Source organism: Lysinibacillus sp. FSL M8-0216 (assembly GCF_038595555.1).
Taxonomy (GTDB): Bacteria; Bacillota; Bacilli; order Bacillales_A; family Planococcaceae; genus Lysinibacillus; species Lysinibacillus fusiformis.
On record NZ_CP152007.1, the window covers coordinates 2,931,045 to 2,948,056 of the forward strand.

Below are 17,012 nucleotides of genomic sequence, written 5' to 3' on the forward strand. Positions count from 1 at the left end.
TATCAATTTTATAGGCAAACTATTTTAAAATAGAGAGCTGCGGATTCGAGATCTTTTGTGTTTCACGAACTGAGGCAGTTGCTCCTGTCCGTGTAAGTTCTTTAATGCCATATGGTCGAATGAGTTCAATAAAGGCATCTATTTTGTCTGGGTGTCCTACGACTTGATACGTCACTACATTTTTAGCTGTGTCAATTATTTGAGCGCGGAACGGTTCGACAATCGAATTCATTTCCAAGCGTAAATTTGGTGGTGAAATAACCTTTACTAGTGCTAGTTCTCGCAGGACAATTGATTTATCAGTAATATCATTGACCTTTAATACATCAATTTGTTTGGATAATTGCTTCACCAGTTGTTCAATTTTGCCTTCATCCTCTACATTGACAACAAAGGTCATTTTTGAAAAATTCGGTTGCTCTGTATGACCAACTGTAATGGATTCAATATTAAACTGACGTTTCATAAGTAAACCTGTTAATCGGTTTAACACACCACTTTGGTTAATCACAGTTACGGTAATTACTCGTTTCAATTCTTTTTCACCCCAATCATTTCATGTAGGCCTTTGCCTGGTGCTACCATTGGGTATACACATTCAAGCTGTTTCACACGACAATCGATTAACACAGGCTCATCAGAAAGTAATGCCTCTCGGAAAATAGCTTCCGCTTCATCAATTGTGTTAATGCGATAGCCTTTAATGCTATACGCATCCGCCAATTTAACAAAATCCGGTTGGATTGGCATAAGTGAGGATGAATAGCGCTCTTCATAGAATGTTTCTTGCCATTGGCGAACCATTCCTAAACAGCTATTATTCAAAATCACTATTTTTACTGGTAAGTTAAATTCCTGTAGAATGGACAGCTCCTGTGCAGTCATTTGAAACCCTGCATCTCCTACAATCGAAATAACTTTTTTGTCTGGCTTCGCAAATTGGGCACCAATTGCGGCTGGGAAGCCGAAGCCCATCGTACCAAGTCCACCAGACGTTACCCAGGCATGATCGTTATTTAAATGATAGTATTGCGCTGTCCACATTTGATGCTGCCCAACATCTGTTGTCACAATGGCATCACCCTCTGTAATTTTATGAACTAATCGCAATGCCTCTTGTGGTAAGATTTCCTGATCATGATCATTCTTGCAATACCATAATGGAAATTCATTGGCGTGATTTCTTAAATAGGCTAGCCAATCCGTTGTATCAGGACCATCGAAATCCTTTTTCAGTATCGCTTTCAATGCTTCTTTTGCATCTGCCACAATCGGAATATCTGTCGGTACGTTTTTACCAATTTCAGCAGGATCAATATCGATATGAACAATAGTCGCATTTGGTGCAAATGTAGCTAAATTACCTGTTAAGCGATCGTCAAATCGAGCACCAATATTAAGTAATAAATCTGCCTTTGTTATTGCTGTGTTCGCTGTTGCCGTACCGTGCATGCCGGCCATCCCTAGGAATAATTCATGTTCACCGTGGATGGAGCCTAAGCCTAGTAAAGTATTCGTTACAGGGATACGGTATTTTTCAGCGAATGTCGTTAATTCTTCACGTGCGTCTGCAAAAAGAACACCTGCACCAGCTAAGATGACTGGATTTTTTGCTAAAGAAATTGCTTGTATCGCCTTTTGGATTTGTAAGTAGTTAGGCTTATAGGTTGGTTGATAGCCTGGTAAATAAATTTCATCCGGTGCTTGAGGCGGATTTTCTACATCAAACAGCATTTGTGAAACGTCCTTTGGAAAGTCAACGACAACTGGCCCCTTACGACCTGTGCTGGCAATATGGAAAGCTTCTTTGACAATACGTGGGATGTCATTTACATCTTGTACTTGATAATTATGCTTGGTAATGGGTGTAGTAATACCCATAATATCAGCTTCTTGGAAAGCATCTGTGCCAATAACAGAAGTAGCAACCTGACCAGTGAATACCACTAAAGGTATGGAATCAATCATGGCATCGGCTATCCCTGTAACAAGATTTGTTGCGCCTGGGCCACTTGTAGCAATGACAACACCTGTTTTCCCTGAAACACGCGCATAGCCTTCCGCCGCATGGATAGCACCCTGCTCATGTCTTGTTAAAATATGACGGATTGGATTTTTATACATCGCATCATAAATTGGTAATACAGCACCACCTGGATAGCCAAAGATGATTTCAACGCCCTGATCGTGCAATGCCTGCACTAGTACATCGGCCCCGTCCTTTGCTTGATAGGTTTGCTCAACTGTTGCAGTTGTTGCTAATTGTTCTTTTTCATTAATTGAAACATTCGCACTCATCAATATGCCTCCTTTATTTCTTTCAAACTCACACATCAGTGTTGTAGATTAATGAAGTGTCACTAGCTGGTTAGTCTATGCTCTCCTGAAGAAGGAGAGTTAGCTCATTCCATTATGAAAATAATAAAAAGCCTTTTTCTCCACACGCAAAGAACTACCTTACGTAGGGATGAAAAAGACTTTCCATGGTACCACCCTTTTTTATAGCAAATAATTGCTACCTCGCGAATAAATGACAGCATTTATGTGCACCCATGCGGAATATACCGCATCCAATAGGGTGTCATAAAACATTTATTCATTAATAACGAGCACTTTCGACTATGCCCGAAGCTATCTAATGGTGTAAACACGTTTAATAGCTCACTCCGAGGGGATGTCGGATCTAGTTGTATCGCCGGCTTCCAGCACGACCGGCTCTCTGGTAGATACAAGGCTCTAGAACCTTTAACCTCATCAACGTTTTCATTTATCTAGTTTTAAATCTTCATAACGCCACCAGTGGAAGCGTTCGTCACTAATTTTGAGTATCTTGCGAGCCAACCTCGTTTGATTTTAGGCTCAAAGACTGGTAATTTTGCTCGACGTTCAGCTAAAACTTCCTCTGAAATTTGTAAATTAATCGTACGATTTGGTAGATCAATTTCAATCATATCTCCGTCTTCTACTAAAGCAATTGGACCACCCTCAGCAGCTTCTGGTGAAATATGTCCGATTGAAATACCGCGTGATGCCCCTGAGAAACGACCATCTGTGATTAAAGCCACCTTTGTACCAAGGCCACGACCTTGAATCGCAGATGTTGGTGCCAGCATTTCCGGCATTCCTGGGCCACCTTTAGGACCTTCATAGCGAATGACGACGACATGGCCCTCTTTCACTATTCCATTATCAATATTTTCTTGTGCTGCCTCCTGTGAATCAAAAACGATGGCTTGACCTTTGAATACTTGGATGGAAGGATCTACTGCGCCGACTTTAATCACGGAGCCTTCTGGTGCGATGTTACCGAATAACACCGATAAACCACCTACAGCACTATATGGATTTTCTTTCGTTCGAATGACTTGATTATTCGTAATGTGATGATCTTTAACTAACTCACCCATTGTCACTCCTGCCACTGTTGGACGATTAGGATGTATAGCACCTGGAATAGACACCAATTCATTAATAATGGCACTAACGCCACCAGCTTTATTAATATCATCCATTGAAATATCGGAAGCAGGCATGATTTTTGCTAAATAAGGTACTCGTTCTGCAACTTTATTAATATCCTCAATGTTGTAATCTATTTCCGCTTCATTGGCAATGGCTAATGTATGTAGAACCGTGTTAGTAGATCCACCCATAGCCATATCTAATGCAAAAGCATCGTCAATTGCCTCTTTTGTAATAATATCGCGTGGCTTAATATCTTCCTTTACCATACGAATTAATTGTTTCGCCGCTTCTTTAATGAGCTTATGACGCTCTTCAGAAGTAGCTACGATTGTTCCATTACCTGGTAAAGCAACACCTAGCATTTCCATTAAACAGTTCATAGAGTTTGCGGTAAACATCCCTGAGCAGGAACCGCAAGTCGGACAAGCATTATTTTCAATATCTAATAGCTCTTCGGCAGACATATTTCCAGATTTATGAGCACCGACACCTTCAAAAACAGACGTTAATGAAAGCTGTTTGCCTGATGCAGATGTACCGGCCTCCATTGGACCACCAGACACAAAAATTGATGGTACGTTGGTACGAACTGCTGCCATAAGCATACCTGGTGTAATTTTGTCACAGTTTGGAATATAAAATACGCCATCAAACCAGTGTGCATTAATAACCGTCTCAGCTGAGTCTGCTATAATTTCACGACTTGGTAATGAATAGCGCATACCAATATGCCCCATTGCAATACCATCATCGACCCCAATTGTATTAAATTCGAATGGAATACCACCCGCTTCAATAATGGCTTCTTTTACAACATCAGCGAACGTACGTAAATGAACGTGACCTGGTATTATGTCGATATAAGAGTTACAAACCCCAATAAATGGCTTGCCTAAATCTTTTGCTTTTACTTTGCCTGTTGCATATAAAAGACTTCGATGTGGCGCTCGATCTACGCCTACTTTTATCATGTCACTTCTCATTTTAAACGCCCCTCATTTATTGCTTTCCATACTATGTTCGTTGCTATATACAAAATCAAAATCTTCTGTCTATTTATTTTTTGTTTATAGATAACAGCATTCTAGAGTACTATTGCTGTAACGAACGTGTTAAATTGTTGTTATCATAGTACGAAAAAAAGGTCTCGTCAACACTATTTTTTGAATTGTTTAAACAATTAAAAAAATCTATCAAAATTGAAATCGTTTACATGCTGATTAAGCATCAGTTTTATCTCGCTTTGATAAAAATTTTGACATTTCGTTCATATTTTAATTTTTCAAAAATATAGAACAATAATTTTCTAAATATGAACAAAGAGTTGGAAAGGGCGGAAAAGGAGATAGCGCTTACAATAGAAATAATTTTTTTAAATATCCTGTAAAAAACACATGATCGGGATCATATTGGTGTCGAATGTTTAAAAATTTTTCAATTTCAGGATATAATTCATAAACCTTTTGAGCGGTTAAATGATGTTGTTTGCCCCAATGTGGTCGACCTTCATATTTCTGCATTAACGTATGCACCCATTTAAAATAGGGCTCCTCTGACATTCCTTTATACATATGGAAGGCGATAAAGGCTGATTCACGCCCCTGTGTAGGGCTTAAAAAACCTGCTTCCCCTGCAGTTGTTCGACATTCTAATGGAAAATGAACATTAAAAACACCCTTTTTAAAGGTTGCATGAATTTCCTCTAGACAAGCTTCAAATTGAGATAATGGGATGGCATATTCACTTTCCTGGAACTTCACACTACGAGGTGAAGGATAAATTTCATAGCTTATACCTATTTTTTCACTTTCCACCACATTAGCCGCTGCTATTTTACTCATGGCACCACTTAAAGCTGGTTTCCACTTACACAGCTCAGACATGGCAAAAAAAGCACCATTTTCTACAATTTGTAACTTGAGGTTCTCTATTTTCTTATTCCATTCGCTTTGATAGACAGGAGCCACAACATTCATTCGCTTTACTTGAATCGTCTCACTACCAGGGAAATAAAACCATTCCACATGACGATGTTGTTGGATATCCTCCGCAAACCCGGTGAGTCCATTAGCTAAAGTATCTCTTGCCCCCACATAATGCAGACCATATAATGGCATGACTTTAATCGTTACTTTAACAAGAATACCGAGCATTCCTAGCGCTACATGAAGTGCTTCAGACAAATCATCCAATCCTCGTCGATGCTCCTGATAAGTTCCCGTCCCATCTACAAATCCCCACGACATCACGGCTGAGGATAAGGAACCAAGTGTAACACCTGTGCCATGAGTCCCCGTTGATACGGCACCTGCAATAGTTTGCTCCTGAATATCTCCCATATTAATTAATGCAAATCCATGCTTTGCTAGCATTGGTCCAATTTCATATAAATAGGTTCCAGCCCATAATGTAGCCTCCTGCTTTTCCTCATTCACAGCGATTAACCCGCGCATATTATGTAAGGAAATAGCTATATGCTCCGGCATTGCCACAGCGCTAAACGAGTGTGCTGCACCTGTAACACGAATCGTCTTTGCAGATTCGCGTGCATGTTTAACAATCATTGAAACTTCTTCAATGGAATGCGGTAAATACATTTCACTTGGATAGGAAATAACATTCCCAGCCCAGTTAGTCCATTTTTCTCCATTCTTCCATTTTTCTATAGAAAACATTGTCCATCCCCCCTGTATGTTGTATAAGATCCTACATACTTGTCCCCTCGAACACCATGTAATAATTGGAATCGTTCACAAAGCTCCCCAGCCTTGGCATGTCGAAAATAAATGGTATCGCCAATTTCAATGTTTTTCCCTTTGACCTTAATCGGCGTTTGCACCTCTCCTGCCCCTTCTAAGCTAAGATATGCAAAATTGGTAGGTTCATAGAATACAGGTAACCGATCACTACCGATCGCACCAGAAGCTGTATATCCCCCTCCATGACAAACAACGATATTTTTTTCAGGCTGTCTCGTGACACGTAAGGCGAATCCGGCTGCTTTTTCAAGCTGCAAATGGGTAAATTGATCGAACAGAGCAGGGGCATAAAACGCAGAACCAACCGTAATTTCAGTCACTTCTTTCTGCTGAGTTGTGTAAGTCATACTACCTGAGCCTCCTCCATTAACAAAACGTAAATTTGGAAAATAGGCTTTAATATGAGCGATAGCTAATCGGCGAAATTGAGTGACCTGCTTTTTCGCCTGTGCTTGCATGGCTTCTATTACTCTACCCTTTAATACATTCGCTGGACGATTACCAACACCAGCGATTTGCGCCTCATAGCCCATGGCCCCTACTACTTCAATAGAAGGATTATTTTTTATGGCTTGCAAAAATGGAGTTAACATCTCAAGGGAATATAATGATGAACGTTTCGTACCAAAGTACAATAATTTGAAATCATTTGATACATTAATATCGATGCAAATTGGGACACGCACACCCATTTCATTCCCTAACTTCGCTAATAGTTGGATATGTTCCTGTCGATCAACCATAAACGTAACGGTTTTCCCCTCTTGAACAAAGTGTAATAATTGACGTATAGCCGTCTCTTCCATCACTGGATAGCCCAGTAATACATCATCAAACTGCTGCTGTAGTAAAAAAATTGTCTCTGCTGCTGTAAAAGTCATAAACCCTACTACATTCACAAGCTGATGTTGAATATAGCGAAGCACCTCAACTGAACGAATCGATTTTGTTGCTAGACGAATTGGTTTTCCCCCACATGCACCCTGTACAATTTGAATATTTTTATCAAGTGCATCAAAATCCAACCACGCAAATGGCCGTTCCAAATGACCAAACGGTTGATCCCATCTTGTTGTCATTTAATCCCTCCCTTTTAAGTACTAAGTATTAGACATGTAATAGAATAATTCCTTTAATCAAAATAAAAACAACCGTGAGCAGTTAACTAACAATGCCTACACGGTTGTTTTTAAAATGGGACAAACATTTCATTCACCTTTCTATTAAATTGATTACGATGCGTAGAGGAAATCTGCTGCTAGATTTAATAAAACTAACAAATGCAAGCCCGCAATTAGTAAACCTTGACGATTTAATCGTTTCATTACAGCCATATTCATATATAACACACTCCTTTTTCACATTATATTCTTTTTTAGTTCATTTTTCAAACTATTCAAATAATGGAAAATTACCCATTTAAAAAGACTACCTATTAGCAATGTGCTAAATAAATTTATGCATGGGCGATTGAGGTGATGAATCAAAAAAATTTTTACGAATGAATAGGCTGTTTTTGCAAATAATTTTAGAAAAGGCTCATTCATTTCTTTCGAAAGTAGATGAATGTATTTTAGGTACGATTTGAATGCGCAAACATACTATAGAAGTAAGCGATAATCGGTGTATGTATCATATAAAAGCTGTTATATGTAATGTAGGCATTTTCACAACAATTTATGCAGATGATTTGGCTGTCACTCCAGCTAACGATCAATTGACATGGTGAAAGAGCTGCAAGGTTAAAGACAGCCGGATAAAATCATGTAATTATTACAAAAAAAGATGGCAACGTTTAATCTGCTTCATTCAGGGTATAACTAAGTAATCGCCATTATATCTTAACTTTAAGGAGATGAGAAATATGATTAGTTTCATTTGGTATTTAATCATCGGAGGGATTCTTGGATGGTTAGCAGGCGTAATTTTAGGTAAGGATGTACCTGGTGGTATCATTGGAAATATTATTGCGGGGATTGTCGGTTCTTGGGTCGGTAGTATGGTTTTAGGGAACTGGGGCTGGAGAGTTAGTGATTTCTACGTATTCCCTGCGTTAATCGGTGCTATCGTGCTGATATTTATCGTAAGCCTTATTCTCAAAGGTATGCGTAAAGCAACTTAAATATGCGATGAAGAGCCATCCAATGTGATGGCTCTTTATTTTTCTTGATGTAAAAGAACTGCTGCTTTTAACTCATCGTGATAAGCATTGTACAATTGATAGTAAGACAACACATCTTCCACATATTCCTCACTGTGATTATATTGAAAAACTGCCTTTTTAATTTCACCTTGTGCAGCACCATATTTCGACAAGTAATTAGCTGCACTAAAAACTGCATCCTCTATGTCATATGGATCAGCAACCCCATCGCCATTTGCATCAACTCCATATCCCCCGTATTTCGCAATGGTCTGCGGGCTCATTAGTTCAGTCTTGGATATATCGCCCTTCCCTAAACCTGAGCAAGTGGGATGCTTCCAGCCAACAAATGTGCAAGGCATAAATTGCATATGCCCCTCTGCACCTGCTGACGATACCATCGTTTTCACTGTCGAAAAACGAGTCTCAATGCGATGATGTGCAGCAAGTAAGGTCCAAGGTACGCCATACTTCTCCTCCGCCGCTATGTATACAGGAATAAATTTTTCAGGAATGCTTATATCAAAATGCTCCTGAATTTCTTCTATCGCCTTTTCCTGAGCAAGCTTTTCAAAAATCGGTAAGGTTTGAAGCTCCTTCCAAGCAAAAAAAGTAAGGACGTATACAGTTATTGCAATTGGAATCAATAATGCTATCATACCCAATTTTGTCGCGGGTGATAACATCGGTTTGTTATTCTTTTTTTTAGCCATAAGTCACACCTAATCTAGTAGTCTACTTCCATATTACCAAATTTTCCGAAATAAGTTGCGAAATTTTTTAAGTCATACAACCTAGCAGCATAGGACATCATTTCCACTACGAAAGCAGTTGAAAGACTTGGGAAAAATATAGTAAAATACAAATTGATTAATTTTATGGATCATAATAGGGAGGAATTTTATTTTGTGGAAAGACTTTAAAGAATTTGCGATGAAAGGCAATATTATCGATTTAGCAGTAGCAGTTGTCATTGGTGGTGCTTTCGGTAAAATTGTAACCTCCTTAGTTGAAAATATCATTATGCCATTAGTTGGTGTGTTAACAGGTGGTATTGATTTAACAGCAAGCTTTGTCTACGGCTCAGGTGACGCCCAAATCAAATTAGGCGTATTTTTACAATCAATTATTGATTTTTTAATTATTGCGTTTGCAATTTTTATGGCTTTACGAATTATGACGAAGCTTACCAATAAAAAGGAAGAAGCAGTCGTGGAAGAACCCACTCCTGAGCTGGATGCCAAGGAAGAGCTTCTAAAAGAAATCCGCGATTTATTAAAAAAGGAACAAGCCTAATATCTATCGCTACTTCGAATCTGTCTCATTTCAATGAGGCAGATTTTTTTTCATTAGCAGAAAAATACTTCCAATGGCTTTTCTTCAAATCCACACTGCTCCCTCAACGATTAATGAACTTACTTCCCAGGGAAGCCGCATTGTCAGACATAGAAATGATCCATCCCCCTTTATAACCTACTATTCCTACGTGATTAACATAAAATAATCTAGCTAATTTTCTGAAATCACCCTTGTTCTTCTTGAATATCCATGTTAAATTGGTAACAATTATTGAGATTACTACTATTAAATGAAAAGCGAATAGTCCCGCTTTACATAATATTGGAGAAAAGAGTGACGTCATGACATTAAACAGAAGCATTGAAACAAAACTTGTACAACTAGGTAATTTAAGTGACCCAACAACGGGAGCGGTTAGTCCACCTATTCATTTATCAACGGCTTATAAACATGCTGGGATCGGAGAATCTACAGGCTTTGACTACACACGTACAAAAAATCCAACCCGTGCTCTTTTAGAAGCAGGCTTTGCTGATTTAGAGGGTGGCGATATGGGCTTTGCCTGTAGCTCTGGGATGGCTGCCATCCAATTAGTATTATCTATATTTAAACCAGGCGATGAATTAGTGGTGCCAGATGATTTATACGGCGGTACATATAGACTATTTAACTTCTTCCAAGAGACATATAATATTAAGCCTGTTTATTCAAAATTCGAATCAGTGGAGCAGGTAGAAGCATTAATAAATGAAAATACACGTGCATTATTCATCGAAACACCAACGAATCCGCTTATGCAGGAATTTGATTTACAAGTGTATGCTGAGCTTGCACATAAACACGGTGCTTTGTTAATTGTAGATAATACATTCTATACACCATACTTCCAACGTCCTATTGATTTGGGAGCAGACATTGTGCTTCACTCCGCAACAAAATATATTGGCGGACATAATGATGTCTTAGCTGGGATCGTAGTAGCTAAAGGCACAGAATTAGCTGAACGCATTGGCTTTATTCATAATGGTAGTGGCATGGTGCTTGGTGCTATGGATTCTTGGTTACTTATTCGTGGCTTAAAAACAATGCACCTTCGCTTAAAGCAACATGATGCCAATGCCAAAGCTATTGCTGCTTACTTAGAGGAAGAGGCACTAGTTACAGATGTCCTTTATACAGGAAAAGGTGGTATGCTGTCATTTCGTTTACAAAAACCAGAATGGATTGACCCATTCCTTCGTAACTTAAAGTTAATCACTTTTGCTGAAAGTCTTGGGGGTGTGGAAAGCTTTATTACATATCCAGCTACTCAAACACATGCAGATATGCCTTATGAAGAACGAGTTGAACGTGGCGTTTGTGATCGTTTACTACGCTTCTCAGTTGGTATTGAGGAAGCAGAAGATTTAATTGCAGACTTACAACAAGTATTTGATATCCTAAGAAAAGAGGCATAATGATGAAGCAACATATTGAAACTAGCCTCATTCATGCGGGTGTTCGTGATGGCTACTCAAATAAAAAAGGGGCAGTCAATGTTCCTATGTACCTTTCCTCTACTTTCCACCAAGAGAGTATAGATGAGTTTGGCGAATATGATTATGCGCGTTCCGGTAACCCTACGCGTGATGCTCTAGAAAAAGCGATAGCAGAGCTTGAAGGTGGAGTTCGTGCCCATGCCTTTTCTTCAGGGATTGCTGCGGTTTCAGCCGCCTTAATGCTGTTATCACAGGGCGACCATATCGTCATGACTGAAGATGTTTATGGTGGAACATATCGTTTTGTGACAAAGGTATTACCACGCTTTGGGATTTCCCACACTTTTGTAGATTTCACGGATTTAGCAGCCGTGGAAGCTGCAATAACGCCGGCTACAAAACTGCTTTATATGGAAACACCATCTAATCCAACGTTAGGCATTACCGATATTCGTGGTGTGGTAGAGCTGGCGAAACAACACCGATGTCTCACATTTTTGGATAATACATTTATGACGCCATTACATCAACGTCCGTTAGAACTAGGTGTTGATGTCGTTATTCATAGTGCGACGAAGTTTTTATCGGGGCATTCTGATATTATTGCAGGATTAACAGTCACAGCTGATGAAAAGCTAGGACAGGACTTATACTTTATCCAAAATTCATTTGGCAATATTTTGGGTGTACAGGATTCATTTACACTCTTGCAAAACATTAAAACGACAGATGTCCGTTTTAGCCGTTCTACACAATCTGCTCAAAAAATTGCTGAGTTTTTAGCAACTCATACACTGGTAGAACAAGTCTATTACCCTGGACTATCCTCACATCCAGGTCATGACATCCATCAGCGTCAAAGTACAAGCTCTGGAGCAGTTTTATCTTTCCGCTTACCAAGCTATGCTTCCGCAAAAGCATTAGTCGAGGCAATGAAAATCCCAGTTTTCGCTGTCTCACTTGGTGGTGTGGAATCCATTCTTTCCTATCCGGCAAAGATGAGCCATGCCGCTATGGAGCCTGAGGAACGTGCCAAACGTGGGATCACAGACGGACTTTTACGTTTTTCTGTAGGACTCGAGCATGTAGATGATTTAATAGACGATTTCGCACAGGCTTTAGAGGTCGCTGCAAAGGCTTAATCGAATAAACATTAAAACCGCGCCATTAATGACGCGGTTTTAATGTACGCTCAATTTTTCACCTTAGCCAATAGGCGATATAAATAATCGCCATGCCCCTTTGCTAACAAAGTATCCTGCTCAGCTGATATCCAGTAAAAAGAAAAAAGTAAATCTGCTTCATTCAACCCAGTAGGATAATGTTGCCAGGTTTCCATTGTTTCATCGGAGGTAGTTAAATGATAAAAATAACGTTTCTGTAAAACACCTGATGGATTGTTAAAGTAATCCTGTGCAATGAACCCTTGAACAACAAGTGTTGTTAGGCCTGTCTCCTCCAGCATCTCCCGCTTTACGGCCTCTAACGGTGTTTCCCCTTGTTCAATCGTACCTTTAGGAACTTGAATACCTGCCCCTACTGTATTTTGTTCAAATACGAGAACTTGAATTTGCTCCCCATGCTCTCTTGTAATATAGCCAAATGCTTTTTCAACTACTTCCATGAAGTCTTCCCCCTATCTAATTGTGCTTTACAATAAAGATAAAAATTGGAATTGCAGGTGAAAAGTGTTGACATCTATTATACGTCAGATGCAAGAAAATGACATTACTTTCGTACAAGAAATTACTATTCAAAGCCGGCTTCTAGTCACCTATTTTTGAGGGTCTTATTGGACTATTCTCATCAGAGCAGGAATTGGCATACATTTTTCAGTCTTATGCATTCTGCTATTTGCCCAGTACGCTACCACATGTTTTCTTTATGTAAGATTAATTTGTTCGGCCTGAATAACAAGCGCTGTTAATCCTGTTGTACTGCCAGATTCATGTGCTTGTCCTTGTTGCCAAAGAACGCCATCTCCTGTTTCAATATCGACTCTTTTTCCATCCTCACCACAAACCCAGCCTTCACCCTGAATAACAATCAATAATTGTGGTACAGGTGCTTCATGCATGCCTACCACACCATTTGGCTCAATATAGATAAAGCCTATATTCGTGGGAACTGCCGTTTTCATGATTTTTTGATAATACGCATTTATGGACTCATAAGAGTGAATTTGATTCGCTAAATCTTGAGAAAAATGAAATAGTTGCATTGAATTTAATTCCTTTCACGCTAAGCTAATTCTTCCTGGGCAAATGCTAATAATGTTCCATCCTCTTTTTTGTAATAAAAAACAAATGCATCATAGCCATTTCTTTTTACCGTCTCCCAATCTGTTGTTTCACCATTCATTAACTGTACATTTCCTTGTTCATCGACCTCATAGTCATCCACTTCTTCATCATAATCAATGTTATAAAAAAATGATAAGATAACCTCAGTGGCGGGCATATTATATAGCTGCAGAGGACGGTTGCCGCGTTGTTCTTCTGTATAGTCATCACAAAACAACGCATTATAACCGTGTAGAGTCGCATCAAAAAGCAAAATTTCCTCTGCTGTTAAAGGGTCCTTGGCAACGATTTTAGCAGTCGAACCTGAAATGAATGGTAAAACCTCCCCTTCTAAGGCTAATAAATCACCATAATACCAAATTTCAAATTGCGTATTATTTAAAGTAGAGCAAAGCTGTAATTGTGATTCGACCCCTTCTGGCTGTTGAATCCTTGTTGTGACATGCTGTAAATAAGTAGGAATAAGATTGTTCATAGTTGGCTTCACTCCCCTTTTTATTCAATTCCTTTTCAGTATTATCATACATTAAATTTTACACAAAAAGAAAAGCCCAGAAAATTTCTGGGCTTGATGACACTTACTTTTCTAGCATGATTAAAACTGACGGGCCTTTGCTTCGCTTCGCAAGAGACGGTTATGAAGAGTGATCTCCGTTTCCCCGTTTACTTGCGATTTTGATCGCTTAATCCTTGACCAGTTGCGGTGGATTTTTTGAGATTTGGGGTCTAATTGTTCGAACCTACTCATTTTTCATCCTCCTCATCATTATAGATTTCATAAGTGAAATCTTTTTTATTATGACCAGCTAGGATGGAATTATACAACGACGAAAATAACCGCTTACGTTTTCATATTATTTATTTTCTTGTAGCCAAGTTAACGCATATTGCACATATAATTCTGTTCCAATGCGCAAACCATCTTCGTCAATATCGAAATGGCCATTATGATGTGCCCAGCGTGTATCTTTTTCTGTATTTCCAGAACCTACTAATGCAAAACAGCCTGGCACTTCATCTAAATAAAAGCTGAAATCCTCGCCACCCATCGTTGGGTCGTCTAAATGATAAGCTTCAGTACCAAAATGCTCAATTGCTAAACGTTCAACTAAGTCGGCACTAGCTGTATCGTTGTTGACGGCTTGAGTACCGTATTCATAAATAACCTCAGCTGTTCCACCATAGAGTGTTGCAACTTGATCAGCATAATGGCGAATTTGTGCTTCCATATGCGTACGAACGTCTTGATCGAAGCAACGCACAGTTCCTTCCAAAATAGCGTCTTCGGCAATTACATTGAAACGGGTACCGACATCCATTTTACCAATGGTTAAGACAGCTGGTCGAAGTGGATTGACCGTACGCGATACAACCGTTTGAACATTCAACGCAAAGGTCGAAGCAATCATCACTGCATCGATAGCATCATGTGGCGCTGCAGCATGACCACCCTGACCTTTGAAAGTTACTTTAAAAATATCAGCAGAGGCAAACGCAGGTCCTTTATTGCACTGGATTTTTCCTGTGTCTATTTGTGACCAAATATGAATACCGAATGCGTTATCTACACCTTCCATAGCGCCTTGCTCAACCATTGCTTTTGCCCCTGTAGCAACTTCTTCAGCAGGCTGGAAAATAAATCGAACTGTCCCTTCTATTTCGTCACGGACTGCATGTAAAGTTTTAGCGGCAATTAATAGCATGGCTGTATGGGCATCATGACCACATGCATGCATCTTTCCATTTGTTTTAGATCGATATGGAATATCCTCTCGAATTTCATAAACGGATAAGGCATCCATATCCGCTCGTAGGGCAACTGTTTTTCCTTCCTTGTTCCCTTTTAATTCAGCAATAATACCTGTGGGTTCTGTTCGTCTATAAGGAATACCTAGCTTATCTAAATAAGCTGCTACATAATTCGTTGTTTCATATTCCTCCCACGAAAGCTCAGGCTCACTATGTAATTTTTGACGAATTGCCACAAGCTCGCTGTTAAGATCAGCAATGATAGGTTTAATAGTAGTCATGATTACTCTCTCCTTTTTTATAACCAATTGACGAAAATACCCGCTAAAATAACCGATGTTATGGTTACACTAATGAAGCCTCCAACAAGCATAGGTGGCAGCATACGACTGAGCAGCATTTCACGCTCTTTTTCATCCGTCGTCGATGATTTCACCACTTCATTCGTTAAAATATAATCTGCGGGGAAACCATATAGCGCTGTTAAGGAAACTGCAAACGCTAAGTTCGGGCTAACTTTTAATATTTTCCCTGCGATGAACGAGAAAATATACATGCCGACTACAGCTAGGACAATCGAAACAACTAACGGTACAATAATGCGCATTAGCATTTCAGGGGTTGCCTGTTTTAAGCCGTCGAATATAAAGAGCATTAAGCCCATAATGGCAAAGCCAAAGCCATTTGCTTTTTGTAACGGTTGTTTTTCTAAAAAACCAATTGTTGAAGCGAGTACACCAAATACTAAGCACAGTACTAGTGCATTAACTGTCACAATTGGAGCTAATACGGTCGATGTACCGTAGGCCAATAAACCAACAAGCGCTAAACGGAAAAATTTAAAATATTCTGTATTGTAATTTGCAGGTATCTTCCTCAATAATTTAGGCTGTTCAGTAGCAGCGTTTTCTTCTTCCTGCACTTGTGAAATCGTATGTAGCTTACCTTGTTGGTGTTCTTTTAATAAACGTTTTGCTTCACGTTTTAATACAATTGAAGTAATCGGATAGCCTGCAAATCCTTGAATGACATAAATAACAATTGCAAAAACTGCTAAATCCTCTAAGCCAGCTGCCGAGGCACCTTCTGACATGACTAATGCAGCCACAACTCCTCCAACTAATGGTGGAACTGCCACAATCATTGTTTTCAAATCAAAAATCATGGCGCCAATAGTAAATAAAATAGCAATAATTCCTACAATACCGGCCAATGAAATGACAATTGCCTTCCACTGGTTTTTCAATTCCTTGAGTGACAGAAGTGTCCCCATATTGGTAATTAATAAATACATTAACATCGTGGCAACTACTGGACCGATCCCGGCAATACTAACAATATCTTTCGGGAAAAACGTCCAATAGCCAATTAAAAATAATACCGCACAGACGAACACAGATGGAATCCAAGCCTTTGTTCTTGTTGCGACAATATCTCCGATGTAAAGAATAGCAAGTACTATCGTCAGTGCTAACATTTGAGACATATTAAATAATTCTCCTTACCTATTAATTTTTTAATGTCCTCTATAATAATACTTATTATTCTAAAAATTCTATTTTTACAGAAAAGAAGAAAATTAGCCCTTTTTCGAGCATATTCGCGACATTAAATTTTTAATTTCCTAAATATTCAGTTTTTTAAATATTGATAAAAAGTAGAACCATGCTTAATAGGCTCTACTTCATTTCATAAATTCTATGCTATTAATATATATAAAATAGTCATACAACATGCATAAATTATTGTCATTAGGACCAATCGCAGCATAGACCCTCCTCTAAAACAAGCCACCGAGGAGGGTTTATGTTTATGC

At 39.0% G+C, this 17,012-nt stretch carries 16 protein-coding genes; 4 read left to right on the forward strand and 12 right to left on the reverse strand.

The annotated features are described in order from the left end of the window. Window positions 1-19: 19 nt before the first annotated feature. From ilvN to MKX57_RS14410, 5 genes are all read right to left on the reverse strand, one after another. The gene (gene ilvN, locus MKX57_RS14390; protein WP_025116198.1) at window positions 20-535 is read right to left on the reverse strand and encodes an acetolactate synthase small subunit; all 516 of its coding nucleotides are present in this window, start codon (window positions 533-535) and stop codon (window positions 20-22) included. After that, window positions 532-2,298: a biosynthetic-type acetolactate synthase large subunit gene (gene ilvB / locus MKX57_RS14395; protein WP_089986329.1), complete on the reverse strand. Its 1,767-nt coding sequence runs from the start codon at window positions 2,296-2,298 to the stop codon at window positions 532-534. Before ilvB ends, ilvN begins: the two co-directional genes overlap by 4 nt. A gap of 479 nt (window positions 2,299-2,777) precedes the next feature. Further along, window positions 2,778-4,448 (reverse strand): dihydroxy-acid dehydratase, encoded by a 1,671-nt coding sequence (gene ilvD / locus MKX57_RS14400; RefSeq protein ID WP_107922509.1) that lies wholly within the window; start codon window positions 4,446-4,448, stop codon window positions 2,778-2,780. 369 nt (window positions 4,449-4,817) lie between these two features. Beyond that, window positions 4,818-6,140: a D-arabinono-1,4-lactone oxidase gene (locus MKX57_RS14405; protein WP_089986327.1), complete on the reverse strand. Its 1,323-nt coding sequence runs from the start codon at window positions 6,138-6,140 to the stop codon at window positions 4,818-4,820. Continuing rightward, complete coding sequence (locus tag MKX57_RS14410; RefSeq protein WP_008180482.1) at window positions 6,128-7,303, reverse strand: amino acid deaminase/aldolase; 1,176 nt, start codon at window positions 7,301-7,303, stop codon at window positions 6,128-6,130. Before MKX57_RS14410 ends, MKX57_RS14405 begins: the two co-directional genes overlap by 13 nt. 785 nt (window positions 7,304-8,088) lie before the next feature. Here MKX57_RS14410 and MKX57_RS14415 point away from each other — a divergent pair. After that, window positions 8,089-8,346 carry a GlsB/YeaQ/YmgE family stress response membrane protein gene (locus MKX57_RS14415; protein ID WP_107922510.1) on the forward strand — a complete coding sequence of 86 codons (258 nt, stop codon included), beginning with the start codon at window positions 8,089-8,091 and terminating at the stop codon, window positions 8,344-8,346. 35 nt (window positions 8,347-8,381) lie between these two features. Here MKX57_RS14415 and MKX57_RS14420 read toward each other — a convergent pair whose 3' ends face one another. Next, on the reverse strand, window positions 8,382-9,080 hold the full coding sequence (locus MKX57_RS14420; protein ID WP_008180475.1) for a lytic transglycosylase domain-containing protein: 699 nt from the start codon (window positions 9,078-9,080) through the stop codon (window positions 8,382-8,384). 193 nt (window positions 9,081-9,273) lie between these two features. Here MKX57_RS14420 and mscL point away from each other — a divergent pair, with 193 nt between their 5' ends. The 3 genes from mscL to MKX57_RS14435 all read left to right on the forward strand — a co-directional run bounded on the left by mscL (window position 9,274) and on the right by MKX57_RS14435 (window position 12,286). Continuing rightward, entirely contained in the window at window positions 9,274-9,663 is a 390-nt protein-coding gene (gene mscL, locus MKX57_RS14425) for a large conductance mechanosensitive channel protein MscL (protein WP_008180473.1), read from the forward strand. A gap of 344 nt (window positions 9,664-10,007) precedes the next feature. Then, window positions 10,008-11,123, forward strand: a complete 1,116-nt coding sequence (locus MKX57_RS14430) for a methionine biosynthesis PLP-dependent protein (protein ID WP_008180469.1) — start codon at window positions 10,008-10,010, stop codon at window positions 11,121-11,123. 2 nt (window positions 11,124-11,125) lie between these two features. After that, window positions 11,126-12,286, forward strand: a complete 1,161-nt coding sequence (locus tag MKX57_RS14435; protein ID WP_089986325.1) for an aminotransferase class I/II-fold pyridoxal phosphate-dependent enzyme — start codon at window positions 11,126-11,128, stop codon at window positions 12,284-12,286. A gap of 50 nt (window positions 12,287-12,336) precedes the next feature. Here MKX57_RS14435 and MKX57_RS14440 read toward each other — a convergent pair whose 3' ends face one another. The 6 genes from MKX57_RS14440 to MKX57_RS14465 all read right to left on the reverse strand — a co-directional run bounded on the left by MKX57_RS14440 (window position 12,337) and on the right by MKX57_RS14465 (window position 16,682). Beyond that, entirely contained in the window at window positions 12,337-12,768 is a 432-nt protein-coding gene (locus MKX57_RS14440; RefSeq protein ID WP_342550373.1) for an NUDIX domain-containing protein, read from the reverse strand. A gap of 258 nt (window positions 12,769-13,026) precedes the next feature. Further along, window positions 13,027-13,365, reverse strand: coding sequence for a cupin domain-containing protein (locus MKX57_RS14445; protein WP_107922512.1), 339 nt, complete (start codon window positions 13,363-13,365; stop codon window positions 13,027-13,029). Between the two features lie 20 nt (window positions 13,366-13,385). After that, window positions 13,386-13,922 (reverse strand): hypothetical protein, encoded by a 537-nt coding sequence (locus tag MKX57_RS14450; RefSeq protein WP_089986322.1) that lies wholly within the window; start codon window positions 13,920-13,922, stop codon window positions 13,386-13,388. A gap of 120 nt (window positions 13,923-14,042) precedes the next feature. After that, entirely contained in the window at window positions 14,043-14,195 is a 153-nt protein-coding gene (locus tag MKX57_RS14455; RefSeq protein ID WP_004231380.1) for a YpzG family protein, read from the reverse strand. Window positions 14,196-14,301: 106 nt separating this feature from the next. After that, the gene (locus MKX57_RS14460; RefSeq protein ID WP_170844138.1) at window positions 14,302-15,480 is read right to left on the reverse strand and encodes an amidohydrolase; all 1,179 of its coding nucleotides are present in this window, start codon (window positions 15,478-15,480) and stop codon (window positions 14,302-14,304) included. A gap of 14 nt (window positions 15,481-15,494) precedes the next feature. Then, the gene (locus MKX57_RS14465) at window positions 15,495-16,682 is read right to left on the reverse strand and encodes a hypothetical protein (protein WP_089986320.1); all 1,188 of its coding nucleotides are present in this window, start codon (window positions 16,680-16,682) and stop codon (window positions 15,495-15,497) included. Window positions 16,683-17,012 lie beyond the last annotated feature (330 nt).